The 20,348-nt window shown below is 70.7% G+C and carries 21 protein-coding genes; 10 read left to right on the forward strand and 11 right to left on the reverse strand.

Translation table 11 applies throughout. The features are described 5' to 3' along the window. Window positions 1-445: 445 nt before the first annotated feature. A complete protein-coding gene (locus MTDSW087_RS17750; RefSeq protein ID WP_238178833.1) occupies window positions 446-1,387 on the forward strand; it encodes a phosphatase PAP2 family protein in 942 nt (313 codons plus the stop codon). Between the two features lie 265 nt (window positions 1,388-1,652). Here MTDSW087_RS17750 and MTDSW087_RS17755 read toward each other — a convergent pair whose 3' ends face one another. Further along, the gene (locus MTDSW087_RS17755; RefSeq protein ID WP_238178835.1) at window positions 1,653-1,934 is read right to left on the reverse strand and encodes a hypothetical protein; all 282 of its coding nucleotides are present in this window, start codon (window positions 1,932-1,934) and stop codon (window positions 1,653-1,655) included. 170 nt (window positions 1,935-2,104) lie between these two features. Here MTDSW087_RS17755 and MTDSW087_RS17760 point away from each other — a divergent pair, with 170 nt between their 5' ends. Next, window positions 2,105-2,953: a metal-dependent phosphohydrolase gene (locus MTDSW087_RS17760; protein ID WP_144766144.1), complete on the forward strand. Its 849-nt coding sequence runs from the start codon at window positions 2,105-2,107 to the stop codon at window positions 2,951-2,953. 77 nt (window positions 2,954-3,030) lie between these two features. Here the strand turns inward: MTDSW087_RS17760 and rfbA are convergent, their stop codons facing one another. The 8 genes from rfbA to fliL form a co-directional block, all read right to left on the reverse strand. After that, window positions 3,031-3,918, reverse strand: coding sequence for a glucose-1-phosphate thymidylyltransferase RfbA (gene rfbA / locus MTDSW087_RS17765; protein WP_144766146.1), 888 nt, complete (start codon window positions 3,916-3,918; stop codon window positions 3,031-3,033). Continuing rightward, entirely contained in the window at window positions 3,915-4,814 is a 900-nt protein-coding gene (gene rfbD / locus MTDSW087_RS17770) for a dTDP-4-dehydrorhamnose reductase (RefSeq protein WP_144766148.1), read from the reverse strand. Before rfbD ends, rfbA begins: the two co-directional genes overlap by 4 nt. A gap of 4 nt (window positions 4,815-4,818) precedes the next feature. Further along, on the reverse strand, window positions 4,819-5,874 hold the full coding sequence (gene rfbB, locus MTDSW087_RS17775; RefSeq protein WP_144766150.1) for a dTDP-glucose 4,6-dehydratase: 1,056 nt from the start codon (window positions 5,872-5,874) through the stop codon (window positions 4,819-4,821). Window positions 5,875-5,986: 112 nt separating this feature from the next. Beyond that, entirely contained in the window at window positions 5,987-6,538 is a 552-nt protein-coding gene (gene rfbC, locus MTDSW087_RS17780; protein WP_144766152.1) for a dTDP-4-dehydrorhamnose 3,5-epimerase, read from the reverse strand. 158 nt (window positions 6,539-6,696) lie between these two features. Next, entirely contained in the window at window positions 6,697-7,590 is an 894-nt protein-coding gene (locus tag MTDSW087_RS17785; protein ID WP_238178837.1) for a MotE family protein, read from the reverse strand. Next, entirely contained in the window at window positions 7,587-8,057 is a 471-nt protein-coding gene (locus MTDSW087_RS17790) for a DUF6468 domain-containing protein (protein WP_144766154.1), read from the reverse strand. The genes MTDSW087_RS17785 and MTDSW087_RS17790 overlap by 4 nt, the downstream gene beginning before the upstream one ends. Before the next feature lie 7 nt (window positions 8,058-8,064). Beyond that, the gene (gene fliM / locus MTDSW087_RS17795) at window positions 8,065-9,279 is read right to left on the reverse strand and encodes a flagellar motor switch protein FliM (protein WP_144766156.1); all 1,215 of its coding nucleotides are present in this window, start codon (window positions 9,277-9,279) and stop codon (window positions 8,065-8,067) included. Between the two features lie 74 nt (window positions 9,280-9,353). Further along, window positions 9,354-9,860 (reverse strand): flagellar basal body-associated protein FliL, encoded by a 507-nt coding sequence (gene fliL / locus MTDSW087_RS17800; protein WP_144766158.1) that lies wholly within the window; start codon window positions 9,858-9,860, stop codon window positions 9,354-9,356. A gap of 269 nt (window positions 9,861-10,129) precedes the next feature. Between fliL and flgF the strand changes: the two genes are divergently transcribed. From flgF to MTDSW087_RS17840, 8 genes are all read left to right on the forward strand, one after another. After that, complete coding sequence (gene flgF, locus MTDSW087_RS17805; RefSeq protein WP_144766160.1) at window positions 10,130-10,870, forward strand: flagellar basal-body rod protein FlgF; 741 nt, start codon at window positions 10,130-10,132, stop codon at window positions 10,868-10,870. A gap of 17 nt (window positions 10,871-10,887) precedes the next feature. Next, window positions 10,888-11,679 carry a flagellar basal-body rod protein FlgG gene (flgG, locus tag MTDSW087_RS17810; protein WP_142581079.1) on the forward strand — a complete coding sequence of 264 codons (792 nt, stop codon included), beginning with the start codon at window positions 10,888-10,890 and terminating at the stop codon, window positions 11,677-11,679. Between the two features lie 8 nt (window positions 11,680-11,687). After that, window positions 11,688-12,770 (forward strand): flagellar basal body P-ring formation chaperone FlgA, encoded by a 1,083-nt coding sequence (flgA, locus tag MTDSW087_RS17815; RefSeq protein WP_373321929.1) that lies wholly within the window; start codon window positions 11,688-11,690, stop codon window positions 12,768-12,770. Between the two features lie 14 nt (window positions 12,771-12,784). Further along, window positions 12,785-13,531, forward strand: a complete 747-nt coding sequence (gene flgH / locus MTDSW087_RS17820) for a flagellar basal body L-ring protein FlgH (protein ID WP_144766162.1) — start codon at window positions 12,785-12,787, stop codon at window positions 13,529-13,531. Between the two features lie 118 nt (window positions 13,532-13,649). Further along, entirely contained in the window at window positions 13,650-14,711 is a 1,062-nt protein-coding gene (locus tag MTDSW087_RS17825) for an NAD(P)H-dependent flavin oxidoreductase (RefSeq protein ID WP_144766163.1), read from the forward strand. Window positions 14,712-14,847: 136 nt separating this feature from the next. Then, a complete protein-coding gene (locus tag MTDSW087_RS17830; protein ID WP_144766165.1) occupies window positions 14,848-15,684 on the forward strand; it encodes an ABC transporter ATP-binding protein in 837 nt (278 codons plus the stop codon). Between the two features lie 12 nt (window positions 15,685-15,696). Further along, window positions 15,697-16,482 carry an ABC transporter permease gene (locus tag MTDSW087_RS17835; RefSeq protein ID WP_144766167.1) on the forward strand — a complete coding sequence of 262 codons (786 nt, stop codon included), beginning with the start codon at window positions 15,697-15,699 and terminating at the stop codon, window positions 16,480-16,482. A gap of 86 nt (window positions 16,483-16,568) precedes the next feature. Continuing rightward, window positions 16,569-17,570, forward strand: a complete 1,002-nt coding sequence (locus MTDSW087_RS17840) for an ABC transporter substrate-binding protein (protein WP_144766169.1) — start codon at window positions 16,569-16,571, stop codon at window positions 17,568-17,570. Between the two features lie 406 nt (window positions 17,571-17,976). On the opposite strand, the gene MTDSW087_RS17845 is transcribed toward MTDSW087_RS17840, so the two are convergent. Continuing rightward, window positions 17,977-18,879 (reverse strand): ROK family protein, encoded by a 903-nt coding sequence (locus tag MTDSW087_RS17845; RefSeq protein ID WP_144766286.1) that lies wholly within the window; start codon window positions 18,877-18,879, stop codon window positions 17,977-17,979. Between the two features lie 5 nt (window positions 18,880-18,884). Beyond that, window positions 18,885-20,270: a dicarboxylate/amino acid:cation symporter gene (locus MTDSW087_RS17850; protein ID WP_144766171.1), complete on the reverse strand. Its 1,386-nt coding sequence runs from the start codon at window positions 20,268-20,270 to the stop codon at window positions 18,885-18,887. Window positions 20,271-20,348 lie beyond the last annotated feature (78 nt).

The following is a 20,348-nucleotide window of genomic DNA, read 5'->3' on the forward strand; positions in this document are numbered from 1 at the left end:
CCCTCGTCAGCCTGCCCACCCTGGCAGCCTGATCCTCCCGGCCCAAGCCGGTGATCGCGATGGCTCTCAACGAGCTACACCACGCCAAGGGACACGACCAGCGCCGCCTGTCTCGCCTCCGTCTCGAACGCCTGCTCTCGCTCCATCCCGTCCGTCCTGCTCTGCACGCCTCAGCTTAGCCAACGCCCATTCCCCGGCCTACGGGGATGAAGTCGCAGCCTCGCGCGTATCACCACGATTCCCCGACCCGCAGAACCAAGGGGCGCCCCGCGCGTATCCCCCGGGCCGTGCGATTCACGCACGTCACGACCGGGGCTTGGGGAACGGAGGACGGATGCGTTCGGTCGAGGCAGGGCAGAGCCGGCGAGCAGGGCTCGCGCGGCAGGACGCCGGCAGGCCCCCGCAACCGAACCTCCTCCACACGATCCGAAGACTCTCCGCAGGGGTGGCGGCGCCCCATCCCCTGCTCTGGCTCGCCGCCGCCCTGATCTGCGGTGTCGACGCGGTCTGGCTCGCAGCCTCGGGCATCGCCCTCGATCCGGAGGCGCCGCTGGCCGTCGCGGCCCTTGTCGCGGTGCTGCTCGTGGCCGCCGCCGGCCTCGGCGGACTCAAATCCGAGCCGAGCCTGCGCGGGATGGCGCTCGCGAGCGCGGCCCTCGTCGCCTTCACCGTGCCGGTCGCGGTCCTGCACTACCTCGCGGCGACCCTCGCCCTGCCCCTGGTCGATGCCGACCTCGCCCGGGCCGAGGCCGCGATCGGCTTCGACTGGCCCGCCTGGCTCGCCTTCCTCGAAACCCACCCTGCGCTGAACTGGTGGCTCTCGCTCGCCTATCATTCGAGCGGGCCGCAAGTGGCGCTGGTGGTGATCGTGCTCGCCGCGACGCGCCGGCTCGGGCGGCTCTGGGCCTATGTGCGGCTGTTCTGCGCGACGCTCCTCGCCGTGGTGGCGATCTCCGCCCTGTTGCCGGCGGCGGGCGCCTACGCGCATTATGCGCCGCATACGATGCCGAGCGACGCGATCGAGACGATCGGCGCCCTCTGGCATCTCGACGCCCTGGAGCGGCTGCGCGGCGGCGGCGTCACGGTGCTGAACATCGGCGAGATCCGCGGGCTCGCGACCTTCCCGTCCTTCCACGTCTGCCTCGCCATCCTCACCGCCTGGGCGCTGGCGCCGGTCCGGGTGGTCGGCCCCCTCGCCGCCTTGCTCAATGCGGCGATCGCGGTGGCGGCGATCGCGTCCGGCGGCCACTACCTGCCGGACATCCTGGCCGGCGCAGCCCTCGCCGGCGCGGCGCTCGCGCTCCGCCGCCGGGCTCGTGCCGCCGAGGCCATCGCGCAGCCCGGAACGGGAGAGGGCCGGCTCGTCGGCCGGCCCTCTCCGTCATGACCTGTGTCCCATCGGATGCGGTCGGAAGGCATCTCTGATCTCATCCTGTCCCTTCATCCTGACGTGGCCGTGACGGCTCAGGGCGAGGTCGGGGATCGGGAAAAGACCGATGATGATGTCCGTCTCGCAGGCCCTCAGAGCCTGTTTGAGCAAATCGAGCGGGTGTTATCCCCCTGATCCCCTTCTCGACCTCAGGATGAGGTGAGGGGGTGGGAGGAGCGTAAATCTCCGAGCCGAGATCGGTCATTCCCGCTCAAACAGGCCCTCAGTAGGGATAACCGTAATAGTGCCGGCGCGGCGGCACGCGGCGATAGCGCGGCGCCTCGTCGTCGTAGCCGTTCTGATAGCCGTAGGTCCGGAGGTAGGGGTCCGTCCGGGGATTGCGGTAATTGCCGTTGTTCACCCCGGCCGAACGGTCGTTGCCGTTGAGCGCCGAATAGGGGGACAAGCCGCTTCCGGAATCGCTGTTGCCCCAGGCGAGCGCGGCTCCGGAACTGCCGGCCACCAGCGTTCCGGCGAGAAGCGCGAGGGCGATGGCCTGCCTCATGAGGACCTCCTGATCGTTGCCGTTTCTCGTTCATGCGAACGGGAAGCCGAACGGGATGTTCCGCCATCGCGCCACGCTGGTCGAGTGCCCTCGGCACTCCTCCGCGACGCGGCGCGCCTTACCTCTGCAAGGACCGGACGCGCCCGGCACCGCGCGTGGGGAACTGGGTGATGTTCGATGCCACGAAGATCCTCGCCGACGCCCTCGGCGGCCACCTCGCGCAGACCTATCTGCGCACCTTCGGCCGGCGCGAGCCACGCTACGCGGAGGTGATCGAGGAATCGGCACGGCTCACCGTCGAGCGCATCGTCGGCAGCGACGCGCTCTACCACGACGCCTACCACACCTCCCTCGTGACGATGGTGGCGCAGGACATCCTGCGCGGCCGCTTCCTCAGCCAGGGGATCTCACCGGAGGATTGGCTGCACGCGATCGTCGCGGCGCTCTACCACGATATCGGTTTCGTGCGGGGCGTCTGCTCGGGCGACCGGGACGGCCATTTCATCATCGATGCCGAGGGCCATACGGTGGAGCTGCCCCGCGGCGCCTCGGACGCCGCCCTCGGCCCCTACCATGTGGAGCGCTCGAAGATCGCGGTGCGCGAGCGCTTCCGCAACCACGACCTCGTCGATCCCGAGCGGGTGGCCCGCGCCATCGAGCTGACACGCTTCCCCGTGCCGCTCGACGCGGACCATGCCGAGACGGCGACCGAGGCCGGCCTGATGCGCGCGGCCGACCTGATCGGCCAGCTCGGCGATCCGCTCTACCCGCGCAAGCTCAACGCCCTCTACCAGGAATTCGCCGAGGTCGGGCTGAACGCGCAGCTCGGCTACAGCAACCCCGCGGACGTGGCCGAATGCTACCCGGCCTTCTTCTGGTCGAAGGTCGAGCCGGTGATCGGCGACGGCATCCGCGCCCTCGATCTCACCGTGGACGGACGGCGCTGGGTCGCCAACCTCTACTCGCACGTCTTCGCCATGGAGCACGACCGCCGCCGGATGGGGCCGCATCCGGGTTGATGCCAAATCCGGTTGGTCGCTTCGGTCGTGAGCGGGCTTCCTGATACCGCGTCCGGTCTGATCGACCGGACGCGGTCTCAGACCGGCGGCGCGGCGTGGTGCTCGCGGGCGAGCCGGAGCAGGTTCTGGCCGTAGCCGGTCTTGGCGAACATCTCGCCGCGGGCAATGAGCTGCGCCTTGTCGATGAAGCCCTGCAGGAAGGCGATCTCCTCCAGGCACGCCACCTGAAGGCCCTGCCGGTGCTGGATCGTGCGCACGAATTCCGAGGCTTCCAGCAGGCTGTCATGCGTGCCGGTGTCGAGCCAGGCATAGCCGCGGCTCATCCGCTCCACATGGAGCTGACCCCGCTCCAGATAGGCCTCGTTCACGCTGGTGATCTCGAGCTCGCCCCGCGGCGAGGGCTTCACCGCCGCCGCGATGTCGAGGACCTGATTGTCGTAGAAGTACAGGCCGGTGACCGCCCAGGTCGATTCCGGCTCCTTCGGCTTCTCCACCAGCCGCGTCGGTCGGCCCGCGGCGTCGAGCGTCACCACGCCGTAGGCCTGCGGGTTGTCGACATGGTAGGCGAACACCGTCGCGCCCTGCTTGCGGCCGGCCGCGCGGGCGAGCAGCTCGCCGATGCCGGCGCCGAAGAACAGGTTGTCGCCGAGGATCAGCGCCACGTCGTCGTCGCCGACGAAGTCGCGGCCGATGACGAAGGCCTGGGCCAGGCCATCGGGCCGCGGCTGCACCGCGTAGCTGAAGGACAGGCCGAACTGCTCGCCCGTGCCGAACAGGCGCTGGTAGTTCCCGAGATGCTCGGGCGAGGAGATGATCAGGATCTCGCGGATGCCGGCCAGCATCAGCACCGAGACCGGATAGTAGATCATCGGCTTGTCGTAGACAGGCAGCAGCTGCTTGTTGATCGACAGCGTGGCCGGGTGCAGCCGGGTGCCGGAGCCGCCGGCCAGGACGATGCCCTTCATCGTGAGGTCTCCGCTGAGACCGGGCCCACCAGCCGGTCGAGGATGTCGTCGAGCGCCGCTTCCCACGGCCGCGGGGCGATGCCGAAGGCGGCCGTCAGGCCGTCGGTCGCGAGGACCGAGTTGGCCGGGCGCTGCGCCGGGGTCGGATAGGAGGCGGTCGGGATGCCCTCGACCGGGATCGTGCGGCCGCCGCGGCGGGCGGAGCCCGCGACGATGGCACGGGCGAAGCCGCACCACGTGGTGGCGCCGCTATTCACGCAGTGGAAGGTGCCGGTCGGCGCCGCCTCGTCGGCCGCGAGCCGCAGGGCGATGGTCATCAGCGCCGCGGCGAGGTCGCCCGCGCTGGTCGGGCAGCCGTGCTGGTCGTCCACCACAGTGAGCTTGTCGCGCTCGCCCGCGAGCCGGAGCATCGTCTTGACGAAGTTGCCGCGGTGCGGGCTCACCACCCAGGCGGTGCGCACGATGGCGTGGCGCGGATTGCCCGTGCGCACGGCAAGCTCGCCGCCCGCCTTGCTGGCGCCGTAGACGCTGCGCGGCGCGATCGGGTCGTCGGTCCGGTACGGGCCGGCCTTCGTGCCGGCGAAGACGTAATCGGTGGAGACTTGGACCAGCGGGATCGACCGCCGCGCCGACTCGGCCGCCAGGATGGCCGGCGCCAGCGCGTTGAGGCGCCAGGCCTCGGCGATCTCGGATTCGGCCTTGTCGACCGCCGTGTAGGCGGCGGTGTTGATCACCGCGCCGTAGGCGCGCGCGTCGAGGGCGCCGGCGACCGCGCCCGCATCGGTGATGTCGAGCTCGCTGCGGCTCGGCGCGTGCACGCCGGTGCCCGCCGGCCAGGCGAGCGCCCGAAGCTCGGTGCCGACCTGGCCCGCCCCGCCCAGGATGAGGACGTCCATCGCCTCAGCCCGCCGTGCCGAGGCCGAGGCGCTCGCCCTTGTAGCGGCCCTCGCGGATCGGGCGCCACCACGCCTCGTTGTCGAGGTACCAGCGGATGGTCGCCTCCAGCGCCTCCTCGAAGCTCTTGGTCGGCGCCCAGCCGAGTTCGGCCTCCGCCTTCGACGGGTCGATCGCGTAGCGCCGGTCGTGGCCCGGACGGTCGGCCACGAAGGTGATCAGGCGCTCGTGCGGGCCGCCTTCCGGCCGCAGCCGGTCGAAGGCTGCGCACAGGGCCTTCACCACCGCGAGGTTGTTGCGCACCGCCCGGCCGCCGAGCAGGTAGGTCTCGCCGAGCCGGCCGCGCTCGAGCACCGCCACGAGGCCGCGGGCATGGTCCTCGACATGGATCCAGTCGCGCTCGTTCTGGCCGTCGCCGTAGACCGGCAGCGGGCGGCCCTCCAGCGCGTTGAGGATCATCAGCGGGATCAGCTTCTCGGGGAAGTGGCGCGGCCCGTAATTGTTCGAGCAGTTCGTCACCAGCACCGGCAGGCCGTAGGTCTCGTGCCAGGCGCGCGCGAGATGGTCCGAGGCCGCCTTCGAGGCGGAATAGGGCGAGCGCGGGTCGTAACGGCTCGTCTCCGTGAAGAACCCGCCCGGCGGCAGCGAGCCGTAGACCTCGTCAGTCGAGACATGCAGAAATCGGAACGTCTGCTTCTCTGCTTCGGACAGAGTCTCGTAATGGCCGCGCGCCGCGTCGAGCATCACCTGCGTGCCGATCACGTTGGTGCGCACGAAGGCGCCCGGATCGGTGATCGAGCGGTCGACATGGCTTTCGGCGGCCAGGTGCATCACCGCCTCGGGGCGGAAGCTGCGGAAGGCTTCGAGGATGGCCGGCCGGTCGCAGATGTCGGCCTCGATCAGGCGGTGGCGCGGGTCGCCCTCGAGGCTGGCGAGCGAGACCGGGTTGGCGGCGTAGGTCAGCGCATCGACGGTGGCGACCTCGTGCCCGAGGTCGTGCACGAGGTGCAGCACGAGCGCCGAGCCGATGAAGCCGCAGCCGCCGGTCACCAATATTCGCATCGTCATGCCTTTCCGAAGAGGCGCGGCTTGCGCCGCGAGCCCCAGGCCGTATCAATCACGCCCTTGATCCGCCGCGACCTGCGCAGGATCGAGGACTTGCACAGCCCCTGCCCTAGAATTGCGGCCCGATCTCGGCAAGGCGGGGGGCCCGCCGGTCCTTGTCGGACAGGATCGCCTCGGCCTCGGCGAGCGGCCAGTCGATGCCGACATCCGGGTCGTTCCAGGCCAGCGCGCGGTCGTGGGCCGGGCTGTAATAGGCGTCCACCTTGTAGGCGACCATGGTGTCGGGGGTGAGCGTGCAGAAGCCGTGGGCGAAGCCGTGCGGGATCAGGAGCTGGTCGCCGCCCTCGGCATCGAGCGTCACGGCGACGTGCCGCCCGTAGCTCGGCGAGCCGGCGCGCAGGTCCACCGCCACATCGAGGATGGCGCCGGAGAGCACGCGCACCAGTTTGGTCTGCGCCGCCGGCGCGAGCTGGAAATGCAGCCCGCGGATTGTGCCCTTGGGCGCCGAGAACGACTGGTTGTCCTGCACGAACACGATCTCGAGGCCCGCCCGCGCCAGCGCGTCGGCCCGGTAGGTCTCGCTGAACCAGCCGCGCGCATCGCCGTGGCGCTTCGGGCGGATCAGCTTGACCGCCGGGATCTCGGTGTCGACCACGTCCATGAGATCCGCTCCTCAGAAGCACCGCGCGCCGCGCCCTGTCCGGAAAGACAGACTATCCGTGCGCTGCACCGCACATACCGATGGACCCGCGGCATCCAAAGATTGCAGGCGAATGTCAAGTCACGGATCCGAGGCCTCTCCGGCAGGAAGCGGCTTGGTCAGCGCCCGGGCCCATCGATCGCCGGAAGCTCGTTCGGTGGCAGGCCGGCGGCGGCCTGGGCCTGCTGGGGCTGAACCCCGCGGGCCCGGTTGGCGAGGGCAATCGTCAGGCGCTCGGCCGCCTCCGGCTGCATCACCGCCAGGACCTCGGCCATCTTGCGCGGGTTCATGGCGAGCACGATCGGGACCAGCACCTCGTGGCCCAGCCGGTCGAAGACGCGGGCCGCGTCCTTCGGCTTCATCGTCTCGTACATGGTGACGATGTTCTTCAGGCCCTGCTTGGCCGCATCCTCCTTCTGGGGCGTGCCCTCGACCTTCTCCTCGGCCTTCCGCAGGTCCCCCACGCCGGATTCGAGCTTGCGCTCGGCCTCGCCGAGCACGCGCTCGCGCAGCTCCAACTCATCGCTCTTCTGCCTGAGGGCGTCGCGCCGCGCGGAGAGCTTCTCCAGCAGCGCCCGCTCGGTCGGCGAGATCGGGTCCGGCATGGGCGGCTGCGCGCGCGGCGGCGGCTCCGGCTCCTTCGGCTTCTCGGGCTCCTTCGGGGTCACCGAGCCGGTCGTGGCCGGGTCGATCGGGACATAGCCGCTGCGCGCCTCGGCGAGGACGCGGGCGAATTCCGGCAGTTCCGTGCCCGGCGGCGGACTCGCCAGGGTCAGGGAGCCGAGCTTCAGGATCAGCAGGCCGCTCGCAGCGAGCGTCACCGCATCGATCAGGCGCAGGCGGAAGGGCCGCGCCGGCTTGAGGCGCGAGCGGCGCAGCGCCGAGGCCGCGTCGCGCGCGCGCCGGGTGAGGGCCGGCTTCGCGAGGTCCGGCTTGGCGAGGTCCGGCTTGGCGGAAGCCGACTTGGCGGGCGCCGGCTTGCCCGGCGGGGCCTTGGCGGGCGGTCCGCTCATGCGGCCCGGTTCCGGACGCGCTGCAGGGCGCGCTCGGTCATGGCGAGGCTCGCCGCGGCGGCGGCACCGAGCCGCTCGCTATGCACGCCCTGCACGGCGGCGGGCGCGGGAGGCGGCGCGGCGGCCGGGCGGGCGGCGCTGCGGGCCTCGCCGACGATGGCGCCGATGCGCGCGAGCACGGTTTCGCCGGCCCCGACCTGGGCGGCGATGCCGGCGGCGCAGGCCGCGGCCGTCTCCAGCCGCTCGGCCAGCATCCGGTCGGATTCGTCCACCGCCGCCCGCAGAGAGCCGATCGCCCGCTCGGCGGAACTGGTCGCGATCATCAGGTCGCCGATGGTCTGGCGGAGCGCCGCCTCGTCGCCCTTGAGCTGGGCGATGCGCCGCGACAGCCGGACCGAGGTCGCGATCGTCGCGACGAGCAGGACGGCGACGAGGATGTCGGCGAGCAGGGTGACCAGGAAGCTCATCCGTGCCCTACCCGTCCTTGCGGTTGTTCATGGAGGCCTCGTAGGCCTGGAGCGTGGTGCGCGAGCGCCTGAGCGGCCGCGTCACCTGCACGGCGATGTTGTCGTCGATCCGGCCGATCCGCCCCTGCGTCAGGGGCCAGTCGCCGCAGCGGACCGTGATGAGGTCGGAGGGCTTGGCGTCGAACATGAGCGTGTCACCGATCTTCAGCGCCATCACGCGCTTCAGGGGCAGCATCATCTCGTGGAGCACCGCCTCCATGGTCAGGTCCGCCTGCCAGATCTCGGTGGCGAGGTGGCCTTCCCAGATGTGGTCGCGGCCGAGCTTCTCACCCATGAAGCTCTGCATGAGCAGTTCACGGATCGGCTCGATGGTCGCGTAGGGGAAGAGGATCTGCAGCAGGCCGCCGCGCCCGTCCATGTCGAGGCGCAGGCCGATCAGGATCGCGGCGTTGCCCGGCCGGGTGATGGTGGCGAAGCGCGGGTTGGTCTCGATCCGGTCGATGGCGAAGCGCACCGGCGAGAGCGGCTGGAAGGAGAGTTCGAGGTCGCCGAGGATGATCTCCACGAGGCGGCGCACGAGCTGCATCTCGATGGCCGTGAAGGGGCGCCCGTCGAGCCGCGAGGACGAGCCGCCGCGCTTGCCGCCGAGCAGCAGGTCGAGGGTCGAGTAGGCGAGGTTCGACTCGACCGTGACGAGGCCCGAATTCTCCCAGGCATCGGCCCGGAACACGCCGAGCAGGGTCGGGAGCGGGATGGCGTTGACGTAGTCGCCGAAGCGGACCGAGGTGATGTTGTCGAGGGTGACCTCGACGTTGTCCTGGAAGAAGTTGCGCAAGCTCGTCGACAGCAACCGGATCATCCGGTCGAAGACGATCTCGAGCATCGGCAGGCGTTCGTACTGGACGACGCCCGAATCGACGATGGCGCGCACGCCCCCGGCCCCGGAGGCCGAGAGCTCGCGCATGGAGAAGCCCAGGACGCCGTCGATCTCGTCCTGGGTGAGGATGCGGTCGTTGCCGGCGAGCTCGGGGAGGTTGTCGCTCTCCCCGTCCTCGATCATCGTCGCCCATTCGGCGGCGACGTCGCTGGCGGCGCGCGTGGTGCCCTGCTCGGCGAGCGCCGCACCCCATTCCTCGGCGAGCGAGGCGTCGCCGCCCTCAGCCCCCTGCTCCAGCAGGGCTGCGGCCCAATCGTCCTCGGCGTTCGGGTCGTCCGGTTCCATCCGCGCGGCCTAAGGCAGGGTTCACACACACGGGTCCGCGCCCTTCGTGGGAAGAGCGGCGGCCCCTCGAAGGGCTACTGGAGGATCACATCCTTGAAGAGCACCGCCTCGACCTTGGCGGGATAGGTCGCGACGTTGACGCGCCGGAGTAGCTCCTCGCGCAGGCGGTAGAGGCCGGCCGAGCCCGAGAGGTCGCTCGCGCGCAGTTCCCGCATGTAGACCTGCAGCGTGTCCTCCACGCGCGGCATCAGCGGCTTCACCTCGCTCTCGACCTTGGCGTCCTTCAGCTCCAGCGCGATCCGGATCTTGGCGAACTTCGCCTTGTCCTGGTTCGATTCCGGCGTGAGGTTGAGGATCATCTCGCGCACGTCGAGAAAGACGACGGGCTTCTTCTCCTCGACCTGGGCCGCGTGCTCGCCCTCGGCATGGGCGGCGGCGCGCTTCTTCATCACGAAGGCGCCCCCGCCGCCGAGCGCCAGCAGGGCGACGGCGCCGATGACGATGAGCTTCTTCTTGCTCTTCGGGGCGTCCGCCTCGGCGGCCTCGCCCTCGGCGGGCGGCTTCTTCGGCTTCTTGGCCATGAGCGTCGCGTCCGGCGTTGATAAGGAAGCGCCAATGCGCTGGCGACAAATCTGAGATCCGGTATCGCGAAACGCGGTTAACGCGCCGTTAAGGGGGCAAATCTTGCCGGGTCGCCTTTGCCGCCGGGCGCGGACGGCATGCCAGGGGGACAGACCAGCATTAACCCTAAGGCACTGACAACAAACGCCGTTCGGCGCCCGATCCGGTTGGCACGCGGGATGCGCAGGGGATCCCGAACGTGCCTGCCGCACGTGCCGGACCTCAAGCGATGCAGAACGCCCTCTTCGTCGGTGTGTCGAGCCAGGTCGCGCTCCAGCGCGAGCTCGACGTCATCGCCAACAACATGGCCAACGTCGCCACCAACGGCTTCAAGGGCCGCGGCATCCGCTTCCAGGAATACCTGATGCCGGTGGCGAGCGCGGATTCGTTCCAGCGCTCGGACCGCCGGGTCTCCTACGTGATTGACCAGGGCACCGTGCTCGATCTCTCGCAGGGGCCGGTGGAGCAGACCGGCAATCCGCTCCACGTGGCGCTGCGCGGCCCCGCCTTCATGGCGGTCCAGACCGCGCAGGGCGAGCGCTACACCCGCAACGGCGCGCTGGAGGTGAACGCGCAGGGCACGCTCGTGACGAGCGACGGCCACGCGGTCCAGGGCGATGGCGGCCCGATCCAGATCAACGCCCAGGAGACCGGGCTCACCATCGGCACCGACGGCACCGTCTCCACGAATTTCGGCGTGCGCGGCAAGCTCAAGCTCGTCACCTTCGCCAACCCGCAGCGGCTGACCAGCGAGGGCGGCAACCTCTACGCCTCGCCCGATCCCGCCCAGCCCGCCGGCCTCCAGGGCCGCCTCGAATCCGGGGCGCTGGAGCGCTCCAACGTGCGGCCGGTCATCGAGATGACCCGGCTGATGGACGTGAACCGCAGCTACGCGATGATCTCCAGCGTGATCTCGCGCCTCGACGACATGCGCGGCACCGCGATCCGGCGCCTCGCCGACGTCGCCTAAGGCAAGGATCGCTCCCGATGCGCGCCCTCTACGCTGCCGCCACCGGCATGGCGGCCCAGGAACTGAACGTCCAGGTCATCTCGAACAACATCGCGAACCTGCGCACCACCGGCTACAAGCGCCAGCAGCCGCATTTCCAGGATCTGCTCTACCAGAACCTGCGCCGGGCCGGCTCCTCGACCTCGGAGCAGAACACGCAGCTCCCGGCCGGCCTCGCCATCGGCTCGGGCGTGAAGACCACCTCGACCGCCCGGGTGATGTCGCAGGGCACGCTGACCTCGACCGAGAAGGATTACGACGTCGCGATCCGCGGCGAGGGCTTGTTCCGGGTGACGATGCCGGACGGGCGCACCGCCTATACCCGCGACGGCTCGTTCGACCTCTCCGCGCAGGGGCAGCTCGTCACCCGCGACGGCTATCTCGTCGATCCCGGCATCACGGTGCCGAACACCGCGACCTCGGTGACGATCAGCGCCTCCGGCGCCGTGCAGGCGACCCTGCCGGGGCAGACCGCGCCGCAGCAGCTCGGCCAGTTCCAGCTCGCCCGCTTCGTCAACAAGGTCGGCCTCGAATCGATCGGCGACAACCTGTTCATCGAGACCGCGGCCTCCGGCCCGGCCATCAACGGCCTGCCCGGCGCCGAGGGCTTCGGCAACCTGCAGCAATCCTATCTCGAGGAGGCGAACGTGAACGCCGTCACCGAGATCTCGTCGCTGATCGCCGCGCAGCGCGCCTACGAGATGAACTCGAAGGTCGTCACCGCCGCCGACCAGATGCTCTCCACCACCTCGCAGATGTTCCGGAGCTGAGGTCGGCCATGACCGCCCCCTTCGACGACCTCGACCCGTCGCCGGACCTGTCCGACCTGAAGCCGATCGTCCGCCGCGCCCCCGCCCGCGCCATGCCGATGCGCCTGTCCATCGTCCTGCGCGCGATCTTCGCCGTGCTGGCGCTCGGCGCGATCGGCGTCTTCGCGATCCCCGCCCGCGCCGAGGCGCCGATGCGGCTGCGCGGCGACGTGACCGCCCGGGGCGACGTGCTCACCCTCGGCGACCTCGTGGAGAACGCCCCCGAGGCCGCGCTGCAGCGCCCGATGTTCCGCGCGCCCGCCCTCGGCGCCACCGGCACCATCCAGGCCCGGCGCATCGTCGAGGCCGTGGCCGCCGCCGGGCTCGGCCCGGTGGAGACCGGCGGGCGCGCCCAGATCAGCGTGCTGCGGGCCGCGCGCCGGGTCGCGGCGCCGGAGATCGAGGCCGCGCTGAAGCGGTCTCTGGAGACGACCTTCGCCATCGACGCGAAGCTGCTCGCGATCCGCCTCGACGGCGAGGCCCCGGTCCTGCTCGCGCCCCTCGACCTCGACGGCCAGGCCGCGGCCCTCGACCTGAGCTACGACCCCCGCACCCGCCGGGTCGCGGCCCTGATCAGCCTCGGCGAGCGGCAGGCGAGCCTGCGCGTCTCCGGCGTCGCGGTGGAGCTGCGCGAGGTGGTGGTGCTCAACCGGGCGCTGGCGCGCGGCGACCGCGTCACCGAGGCCGACCTTGCCCTGGAGCGCCGCCCGCGCGAGGGCACGCCGCCCGACGCCCTCACCGTGCCGAGCCCCGGCGAGGTGGCGCAGCGCTCGCTCTCCGCCGGCACCGTGCTGCGCGCGGGCGACACCGCCCCGCCGGAACTCGTCGCCCGCGGCGAGATGGTGACCCTCGTCTACGACGCGCCCGGCATCAGCCTGTCGATACGCGGCATCAGCAACGATGCCGGCCGGCTCGGGGCCACCGTGAGCGTCCTCAACGCCACCTCGAAGAAGGTGGTCCAGGGCACGGTCGTCGGGCCGGCCCGCGTCGCGGTGGGCCCCGCCGCGCCGCAGCGGCAGGCCAGCGCCGCCGCCAACCCGATGATCCGCTGAGAACAGGTCGTTCGATGTCCCTGCGCCTGCCCTCCCTCGCCCTGCTCGCCCTCGCCTGCGGCAGCCTCGGCGCCTGCAACTCCATCGACCGCCTGTCGCAGATCGGCGCGCAGCCGGCGCTCTCCGCGATCGAGGATCCGACCTCGCAGCCCGGCTACAAGCCGGTGCGGATGCCGATGCCGGACGTACAGCCGGTCTCCTACGCGCCGAACTCCCTGTGGCGCACCGGCTCGCGCGCCTTCTTCAAGGATCAGCGCGCCGCCCGGATCGGCGACCTCGTCACCGTGAAGGTCAACGTCACCGACAAGGCGAACCTCAACAACGAGACCAAGCGCTCGCGCGCGAACAGCGAGGGCGTCGGCCTGCCGAACGCCTTCGGCCTGGAGAAGAGCGCCGTGGTCGCCGCCGCCGGCATCGCCCCCGACAAGCTGCTGACGCTGAGTTCGAACGCCTCCAGCGACGGCGCCGGCTCGGTGCAGCGCGCCGAGACGGTGACGACGAACATCGCGGCGGTCGTCACGCAGGTGCTGCCGAACGGCAACCTCGTGGTCGAGGGCAAGCAGGAGATCCGCGTCAATTTCGAGGTGCGCGAGCTGATCGTCGCGGGCGTGGTCCGGCCGGAGGACATCGAATCCGACAACACCATCGATTCGGCCAAGATCGCCCAGGCCCGCATCGCCTATGGCGGCCGCGGCCAGATCACGGACGTGCAGCAGCCCCGCTACGGCCAGCAGGTCATCGACGTGCTGCTGCCGTTCTGATCTCCCCCGGAATTGACGCGGAGGCCGTATCGTCAGCGGCGGGGCCGGGGCATCCTTGCCGGGACAGGCTATAAGGTACATTGAATATGCATCTTATGGGCGACGGAGGGATGGACGCATGAGCAACCCGCGCGCGGCGTTCTGCGAGCGCTTCGGCCTGGACCTGCCGGTGATCCAGGCCCCGATGATCGGGCCGAAGCCCGCCCTCGCCCCGGCGGTGAGCGCGGCGGGCGGGCTCGGCTCCATCGCCTGCGCGGCGCTGACGCCGGACGGGGTGCGCGCCGAGGTCGAGCGGCTGCGCGCGCTGACCGACCGGCCCTATGCCCTCAACTTCTTCGCCCATGCCCGCGCCGCGCCCGATCCGGAGCGCGAGGCGGGCTGGAAGCGCCGGCTCGCCGCCTACTACGCCGAGTTCGGGCTCGACCCGGATTCGGTGGCGCCGGGGCCGGAGCGCGCGCCCTTCGACGCGGCCATGGCGGAGCTGGTGACGGCCCTGCGCCCGCCGGTGGTGAGCTTCCATTTCGGCCTGCCCGAGGAGGGCCTGCTCGCCCGGGTGCGCGAAGCGGGCTGCCGCATCCTCGGCTGCGCCACGACGGTGGCCGAGGCGCGCTGGCTCGCCGAGCGCGGCGTCGATGCCGTCATCGCGCAGGGGGTCGAGGCCGGCGGCCATCGCGGCCTGTTCCTGTCGGACGATATCGGCCGGCAGGTCGGCACGATGGCGCTGGTGCCGCAGGTGGTGGACGCGGTCGACCTGCCGGTCATCGCGGCGGGCGGCATCGCCGATGCGCGGGGCGCGGCGGCCGCCTTCGCGCTGGGGGCGGCCGCGGTCCAGGTCGGCACCGCCTACCTGCTCTGCGAGGAGGCCGGGCTCTCGGCCGCGCACCGGGCGGCGCTCGCGGAATCGGGCGATTCCGACACGGCCCTCACCACGGTGTTCACCGGGCGGCCCGCGCGCGGCATCCTCAACCGGGCGATGCGCGAACTCGGGCCGATCAGCCCGGACGCGCCCGCCTTCCCCCGCGCCGCGGCAGCGTTGCAGCCCCTGCGGGCCGCGGCCGAGGCGCAAGGGTCCGGCGCCTTCACCCCGCTCTGGTCCGGCCAGGCCGCCGCGCTCGCCCGGCCCTGCACGGCGGCGGAACTGACCCGCACGCTCGCCTCCGGAGCCGAGCGGCTGCGCTGATCCCGCGCCGCGGCCGAAACATTCCCTTGGATGCAGGCGCTCTGTCGCGCCTGCGCGCTCACGTTCGGTTGATCTCGGCCCCCACTCCGGAAAAAGTCGCCGGCAACGCCGCGCAGCCGGCGACGGGAGATGGCGCATGGGCGAGATCGGCCGGCAGGATGGGGGCGACCGGCCCGGCACGGACGCCGTGCGGCTGGAGGACGTCGCCATCGCCTTCGTCCTGAAGGGGGGCAAGCGCTACGTCGCGGTGGAGCACATCGACCTCGCGGTGCGGCCCGGCGAGTTCGTGGCCGTGGTCGGACCCACGGGCTCGGGCAAATCCACCATCCTCAACGCCGCCGCGGGCCTGCTGAAGCCCGCCTCCGGCCGCGTCACCATCTTCGGCGACCCGCTGCCGGGCCTGAACGCCCGCGCGGGCTACCTCTTCCAAGCCGACGCGCTGATGCCCTGGAAGACCGCCCTCGACAACGTGGCCGTCGCGCTCGAGCCCAAGGGCATCGCCCGGAGCGAGGCGCGGGACAGGGCACGCGCCTGGCTCGGCCGTGTCGGCCTCGCCGACTTTGTGGACCGCTACCCGCACATGCTCTCGGGCGGCCAGCGCAAGCGCGTGGCGCTGGCGCAGATGCTGATCCGCGATCCCGAGATCCTGCTGATGGACGAGCCCTTCGGTCCCCTCGACGCGCAGACCCGCCAGATCATGGGCAATCTGCTCCTCGACCTCTGGGCTTCCAACCGCAAGGCGGTGATCTTCGTGACCCACGACCTCGAAGAGGCGATCGCGCTGGCGGACCGGGTGATCGTGCTCTCCGCCGGCCCCGCGGCCGGGATCGTCGGCACCTTCCCAGTCCCCCTGGCGCGGCCCCGCGACATCAGCGAGATCCGCCTGGAGCCGCTCTTCCACGACCTCTACAAGGAGATCTGGTCCTGCCTGCGGGTCGAGGTCTCCCGCGCCTACGCCGCCGGACCGGCCTGAGGGGACCCGCGCATGAACCGCCTCACCCTCCTCGCCCTGCAGATCCTCGTCGGGCTCGTCGGCCTGGCGATCTGGCACGTGCTGACCGTCTATCCGGTGCTCGGCAGCCCGAAGCAGATCCAGTTCTTCTTCTCGACGCCGGGCGCCGTCCTCGCCCGGACCTGGGCGGAGATGACGACGCCCGACATCTGGGGCCATCTCTGGATCACCCTGCAGGAGACGGTGCTGGCCTTCCTGTTCGGCGCGGCCGGCGGCATCGCCTTCGGCTTCCTGTTCGCCCGCAACGCGCTGCTGGCCGCCGTGTTCGACCCCTACATCAAGGCGGCCAACGCCCTGCCCCGCGTGGTGCTCGCCCCGATCTTCGCCCTGTGGTTCGGGCTCGGCATCTGGTCGAAGGTGGCGCTCGGCTTCACGCTGGTCTTCTTCATCGTGTTCTTCAACGTCTACCAGGGCGTGCGCGAGGTGAGCCCGGTGGTGCTCAACAACGCCCGCATGCTGGGCCTCAGCGAACGCGGCCTGCTGCGCCACGTCTACTGGCCCTCGGCGCTCACCTGGATGTTCTCCTCGCTGCACACGGCGGTGGGCTTCGCCCTCGTCGGCGCCGTGGTCGGCGAATATCTCGGGTCCTCCGCGGGCCTCGGCTACAAGATCCACGAGGCCGAGAGCGTGTTCGACGTGACCGGGGTCTTCGCCGGCATGCTGATCCTCACGGTCTTCGTCATCGTGATCGACGCGGTCGTCACCCTGATCGAGAACCGGCTCCTGGTCTGGCGCCCGCAGGCGGGCGGACACGGTTGACCCCGCCCGGGCGTCGCCGTTGAATACAAAATGCGGCATGCCTACACGTCATGCCCGCAAACAAAGAACTTGGGAGAGGGACGACCATGGAACGCCGCAGCTTCCTCGCCGGCGCCGCCGCGGCTCTGGCCGTCGGCTCGGCCGCCAGAGCCGACATCGTGAAGGTCCGCATCGGCGTCGGCGGCAAGCCGCTGCTCTACTACCTGCCGCTGACGGTGGCCGAGCAGAAGGGCTACTTCAAGGAGGAGGGCATCGAGGCCGAGATCAACGATTTCGGCGGCGGCGCCCGCTCGCTCCAGGCCCTGATCGGCGGCTCCGTCGACGTGGTGACGGGGGCCTACGAACACACGCTGCGCATGCAGGCCAAGGGGCAGGACGTGCGCGCCGTGTGCGAGCTCGGCCGGCTGCCCGCCATCGTCATCGGCGTGCGCAAGGACCTCGCCGACACGGTGAAGTCGGTGGCCGACCTCAAGGGCCGCAAGATCGGCGTGACCGCGCCCGGCTCCTCCACCGCGCTGGCCTTCCAGTACGCGATGATCAAGGCCGGCCTGAAGGCCACCGACGCGCCTCTCATCGGCATCGGCGGCGGCGCCGGCGCCATCGCCGCGATGAAGAAGGGCGAGATCGACGCGGTCTCCCATCTCGACCCGGTCATCGCCAAGCTGGAGGCGGATGGCGACATCCAGGTCCTCGTGGACACCCGCACCGAGGCCGGCACCCGCGCGCTCTTCGGCGGCCCGAACCCCGCGGCCGTGGTCTACACCAAGCAGGACTGGATCGAGCATCACGGCGCGGCGATGCAGAAGGTGGTCAATGCCTTCGCCAAGTCGCTGAAATGGCTGGCCACTGCCAAGCCGGAGGACGTCGCCGCCCTGGTGCCGCCGACCTACCATTTCGGCGACAAGACGCTCTACACGCAGGCCGTGAGGAACTCCCTGGAGAGCTATTCCCGCACCGGCGTGCCGACCCAGGAGGGCATGGCGAGCGTGCTCGAACTGGTGCGCACCCTCGATCCGGAGCTTCAGGGCGCGCAGATCGACCTGTCGAAGACCTTCGAGGACCGATTCGTGAAGCGCGCCATGGGTTGAAGGGAAGCCCGGCTTACAGCCGAGACTTGCCTAAACAACGCCTCCCGAACGAGGCGCGGGTCCCCTCTCCCGTTCGGGAGAGGGACAGGGTGAAGGATGAGAACTGTCCGGATGGAGTGGAGACGGAGCCGCCGCAGCGTCGCGGCCTCATACGATTTCAGATTGATCGGACCAGCCGTCTGAGGCGTCCTTGACCCCTCCCCCATCTCCGGCTCCTCCCCGCAAGGGAGAGGAGAGGCCCAGCGCGGACCGCCGTGATCTCCCCGTAGGGTTCTCGACCCTCACCCCAGCCCTCTCCCGAACGGGAGAGGGGCGCGCCGGCGACCTGCCGCACGTGCAGGGGCGATGTGAGAGACCAAGAACCCGTTCCCGAGAGGGGGCTCCCAGGCTCTACGACCGGCGAGCCTCAGGCCGTCTCGTTCCACAGCCACGCCGCGCCGCGCACGCCCGAGGCGTCGCCGTGGAGGCTCGCGCAGATCCGCGTGTCGAAGGCGTCGGAGAAGACGTGCGGCGCGGTCGCCGCGGGCAGGCCGTCGATCAGTTCGGGCAAGCGCGAGAGGCCGCCGCCGACGACGATCACGTCCGGGTCGAGGATGTTGACCACGTGAGCGACGCTGCGCCCGAGCCGGTCGAGATAGGCGGCGAAGGTCGCCTGCGCGTCCCGGTCGCCCGCGCGCATCGCCGCGACGATCGCCTCACCGCCCGCAATGGCGCCGGTGCGGCGGAGATGGTCCGCGGCGAGGCCGGGGCCCGACACCCAGGTCTCGATGCAGCCGGAGCGGCCGCAATAGCAGGGCGGTCCGGGGCGCTCGGCATCGGTCGGGCGCGGCAGCGGGTTGTGACCCCATTCCCCGGCGATGCGGTCGCGCCCCGAGAGGGCCCGCCCGCGCAGCGCGATGCCGGAGCCGACGCCCGTGCCGAGGATGATCGCCCAGACGATCCCGGCCCCCGCCCCGGCCCCGTCGACCGCCTCGGAGATGGCGAGGCAGTTGGCGTCGTTCTCGGCGCGCACCGGCCGGTCGAGCACCGCCTCGAGATCGCTGAGGAAGGGCTGGCCGTTGAGCCAGGTCGAATTCGCGTTCTTGACGAGGCCGGTCTGCGACGAGATCGCGCCCGGCATGCCGACGCCGACGCTGCACGGCCCGCCGGCCTCGTCCTCCAGGCGCGCCACCAAGGCCGCGATGGCCCGTAGCGTCCCGGCATAGTCGCCACGCGGCGTCGCCACGCGCGCCTCGGCCCGGACCGTGCCGTCGGTGTCGAGGACGATCCCGGCGATCTTCGTGCCGCCGAGATCGATGCCGAGACGCAGCGCGCTCACTCGGCGGCGGCGACCTTCGTGGACGAGGGGGGGGTATCGGTCGCCATCGGCTGCGGGCTCTCGTCGGAGATGTGCGTGCCGATCGCGACCGGGTGCGACATCACCTCGTTGAGCTTGTTCATGTCGAGCTCGCCCTCCCAGCGGCTGACCACCACGCAGGCCACGCCGTTGCCGACGAGGTTGGTGAGCGCGCGGCACTCGGACATGAACTTGTCGATGCCGAGCACCAGGGTCATCGCGGCCACCGGAACCGGATTGTTCGGGATGGCGGCGAGCGTCGCGGCGAGCGTGATGAAGCCGGCGCCCGTGACGCCCGAGGCGCCCTTCGAGGTCAGCATCGCCACGACGATGATCGTCGCGTACTGGCCGATCGACAGGTCAGCGCCCACCGCCTGCGCCAGGAACAGCGTCGCCAGCGTCATGTAGATGTTGGTGCCGTCGAGGTTGAACGAGTAGCCGGTCGGGATAACGAGGCCGACCACCGAATCGGAGGCGCCGAGGCGGCGCATCTTGGTCATCATGTGCGGCAGCACGGTCTCCGAGGAGGAGGTGCCGAGCACGATGAGCAGCTCGTCCTTGATGTAGGCGAGGAAGCGGAAGATCGAGAACCCGGCGAAGCGCGCGATGCCGCCGAGCACCAAGACGATGAACAGGAAGGCGGTGACGTAGAAGGTGCCCACCAGCCAGGCGAGGTCGACGACCTTGCCGATGCCGTACTCGCCGATGGTGAAGGCCATGGCGCCGAAGGCGCCGAGGGGCGCGAGCTTCACGATCATGCCGATGATGCGGAAGAAGATCTGCCCGGCGGTGTCGATCGCGTGGGAGATGCCCTCGGCCTTCGCGCCCATGCCGGTGACGACGACGCCGGTGAGGATCGAGATCAGCAGCACCTGCAGCAGGTCGCCGGTGGCGAAGGCGTCGAAGAAGCTCTTCGGGATGATCGCCATGATGTGGGCGATGGTCGAATCGGCCGCCGCCTTCTGCGCATAGCCCGCGACCTTGCTGGCATCGAGCTTCGACGGGTCGGCGTGGAAGCCGGCGCCGGGCTGGATGATCTCGCCGACGATGATGCCGATCAGCAGCGCGATGGTGGAGACCACCTCGAAGTAGATCAGCGCCTTCAGGCCCACGCGGCCGACCTTCTTCAGGTCTCCGATCGAGGCGATGCCGTGCACGATGGTGCAGAAGATGATCGGCGCGATCATCATCTTGATCAGCGCCACGAAGGCGTCGCCGAGCCATTTCAGCGACTTGCCGAACTCGGGGTAGAGGTAGCCGACCGCCACGCCGAGGGCGATCGCGATCAGGACCTGGATGTAGAGGACCTTGTACCAGGGCTCCGAGGGAGCGGCCACGCCGTGCGCCGCGGCGGGTTGGGGCATCTGGGCCATTCGCGTCACCCGTGCACGCCGGAGCGTGCATCCTCCGTCCCGGCCGGACGAGCCCGGCGCGGATGTTGA

It is taken from the genome of Methylobacterium dankookense, from assembly GCF_902141855.1.
Lineage (GTDB): Bacteria > Pseudomonadota > Alphaproteobacteria > Rhizobiales > Beijerinckiaceae > Methylobacterium > Methylobacterium dankookense.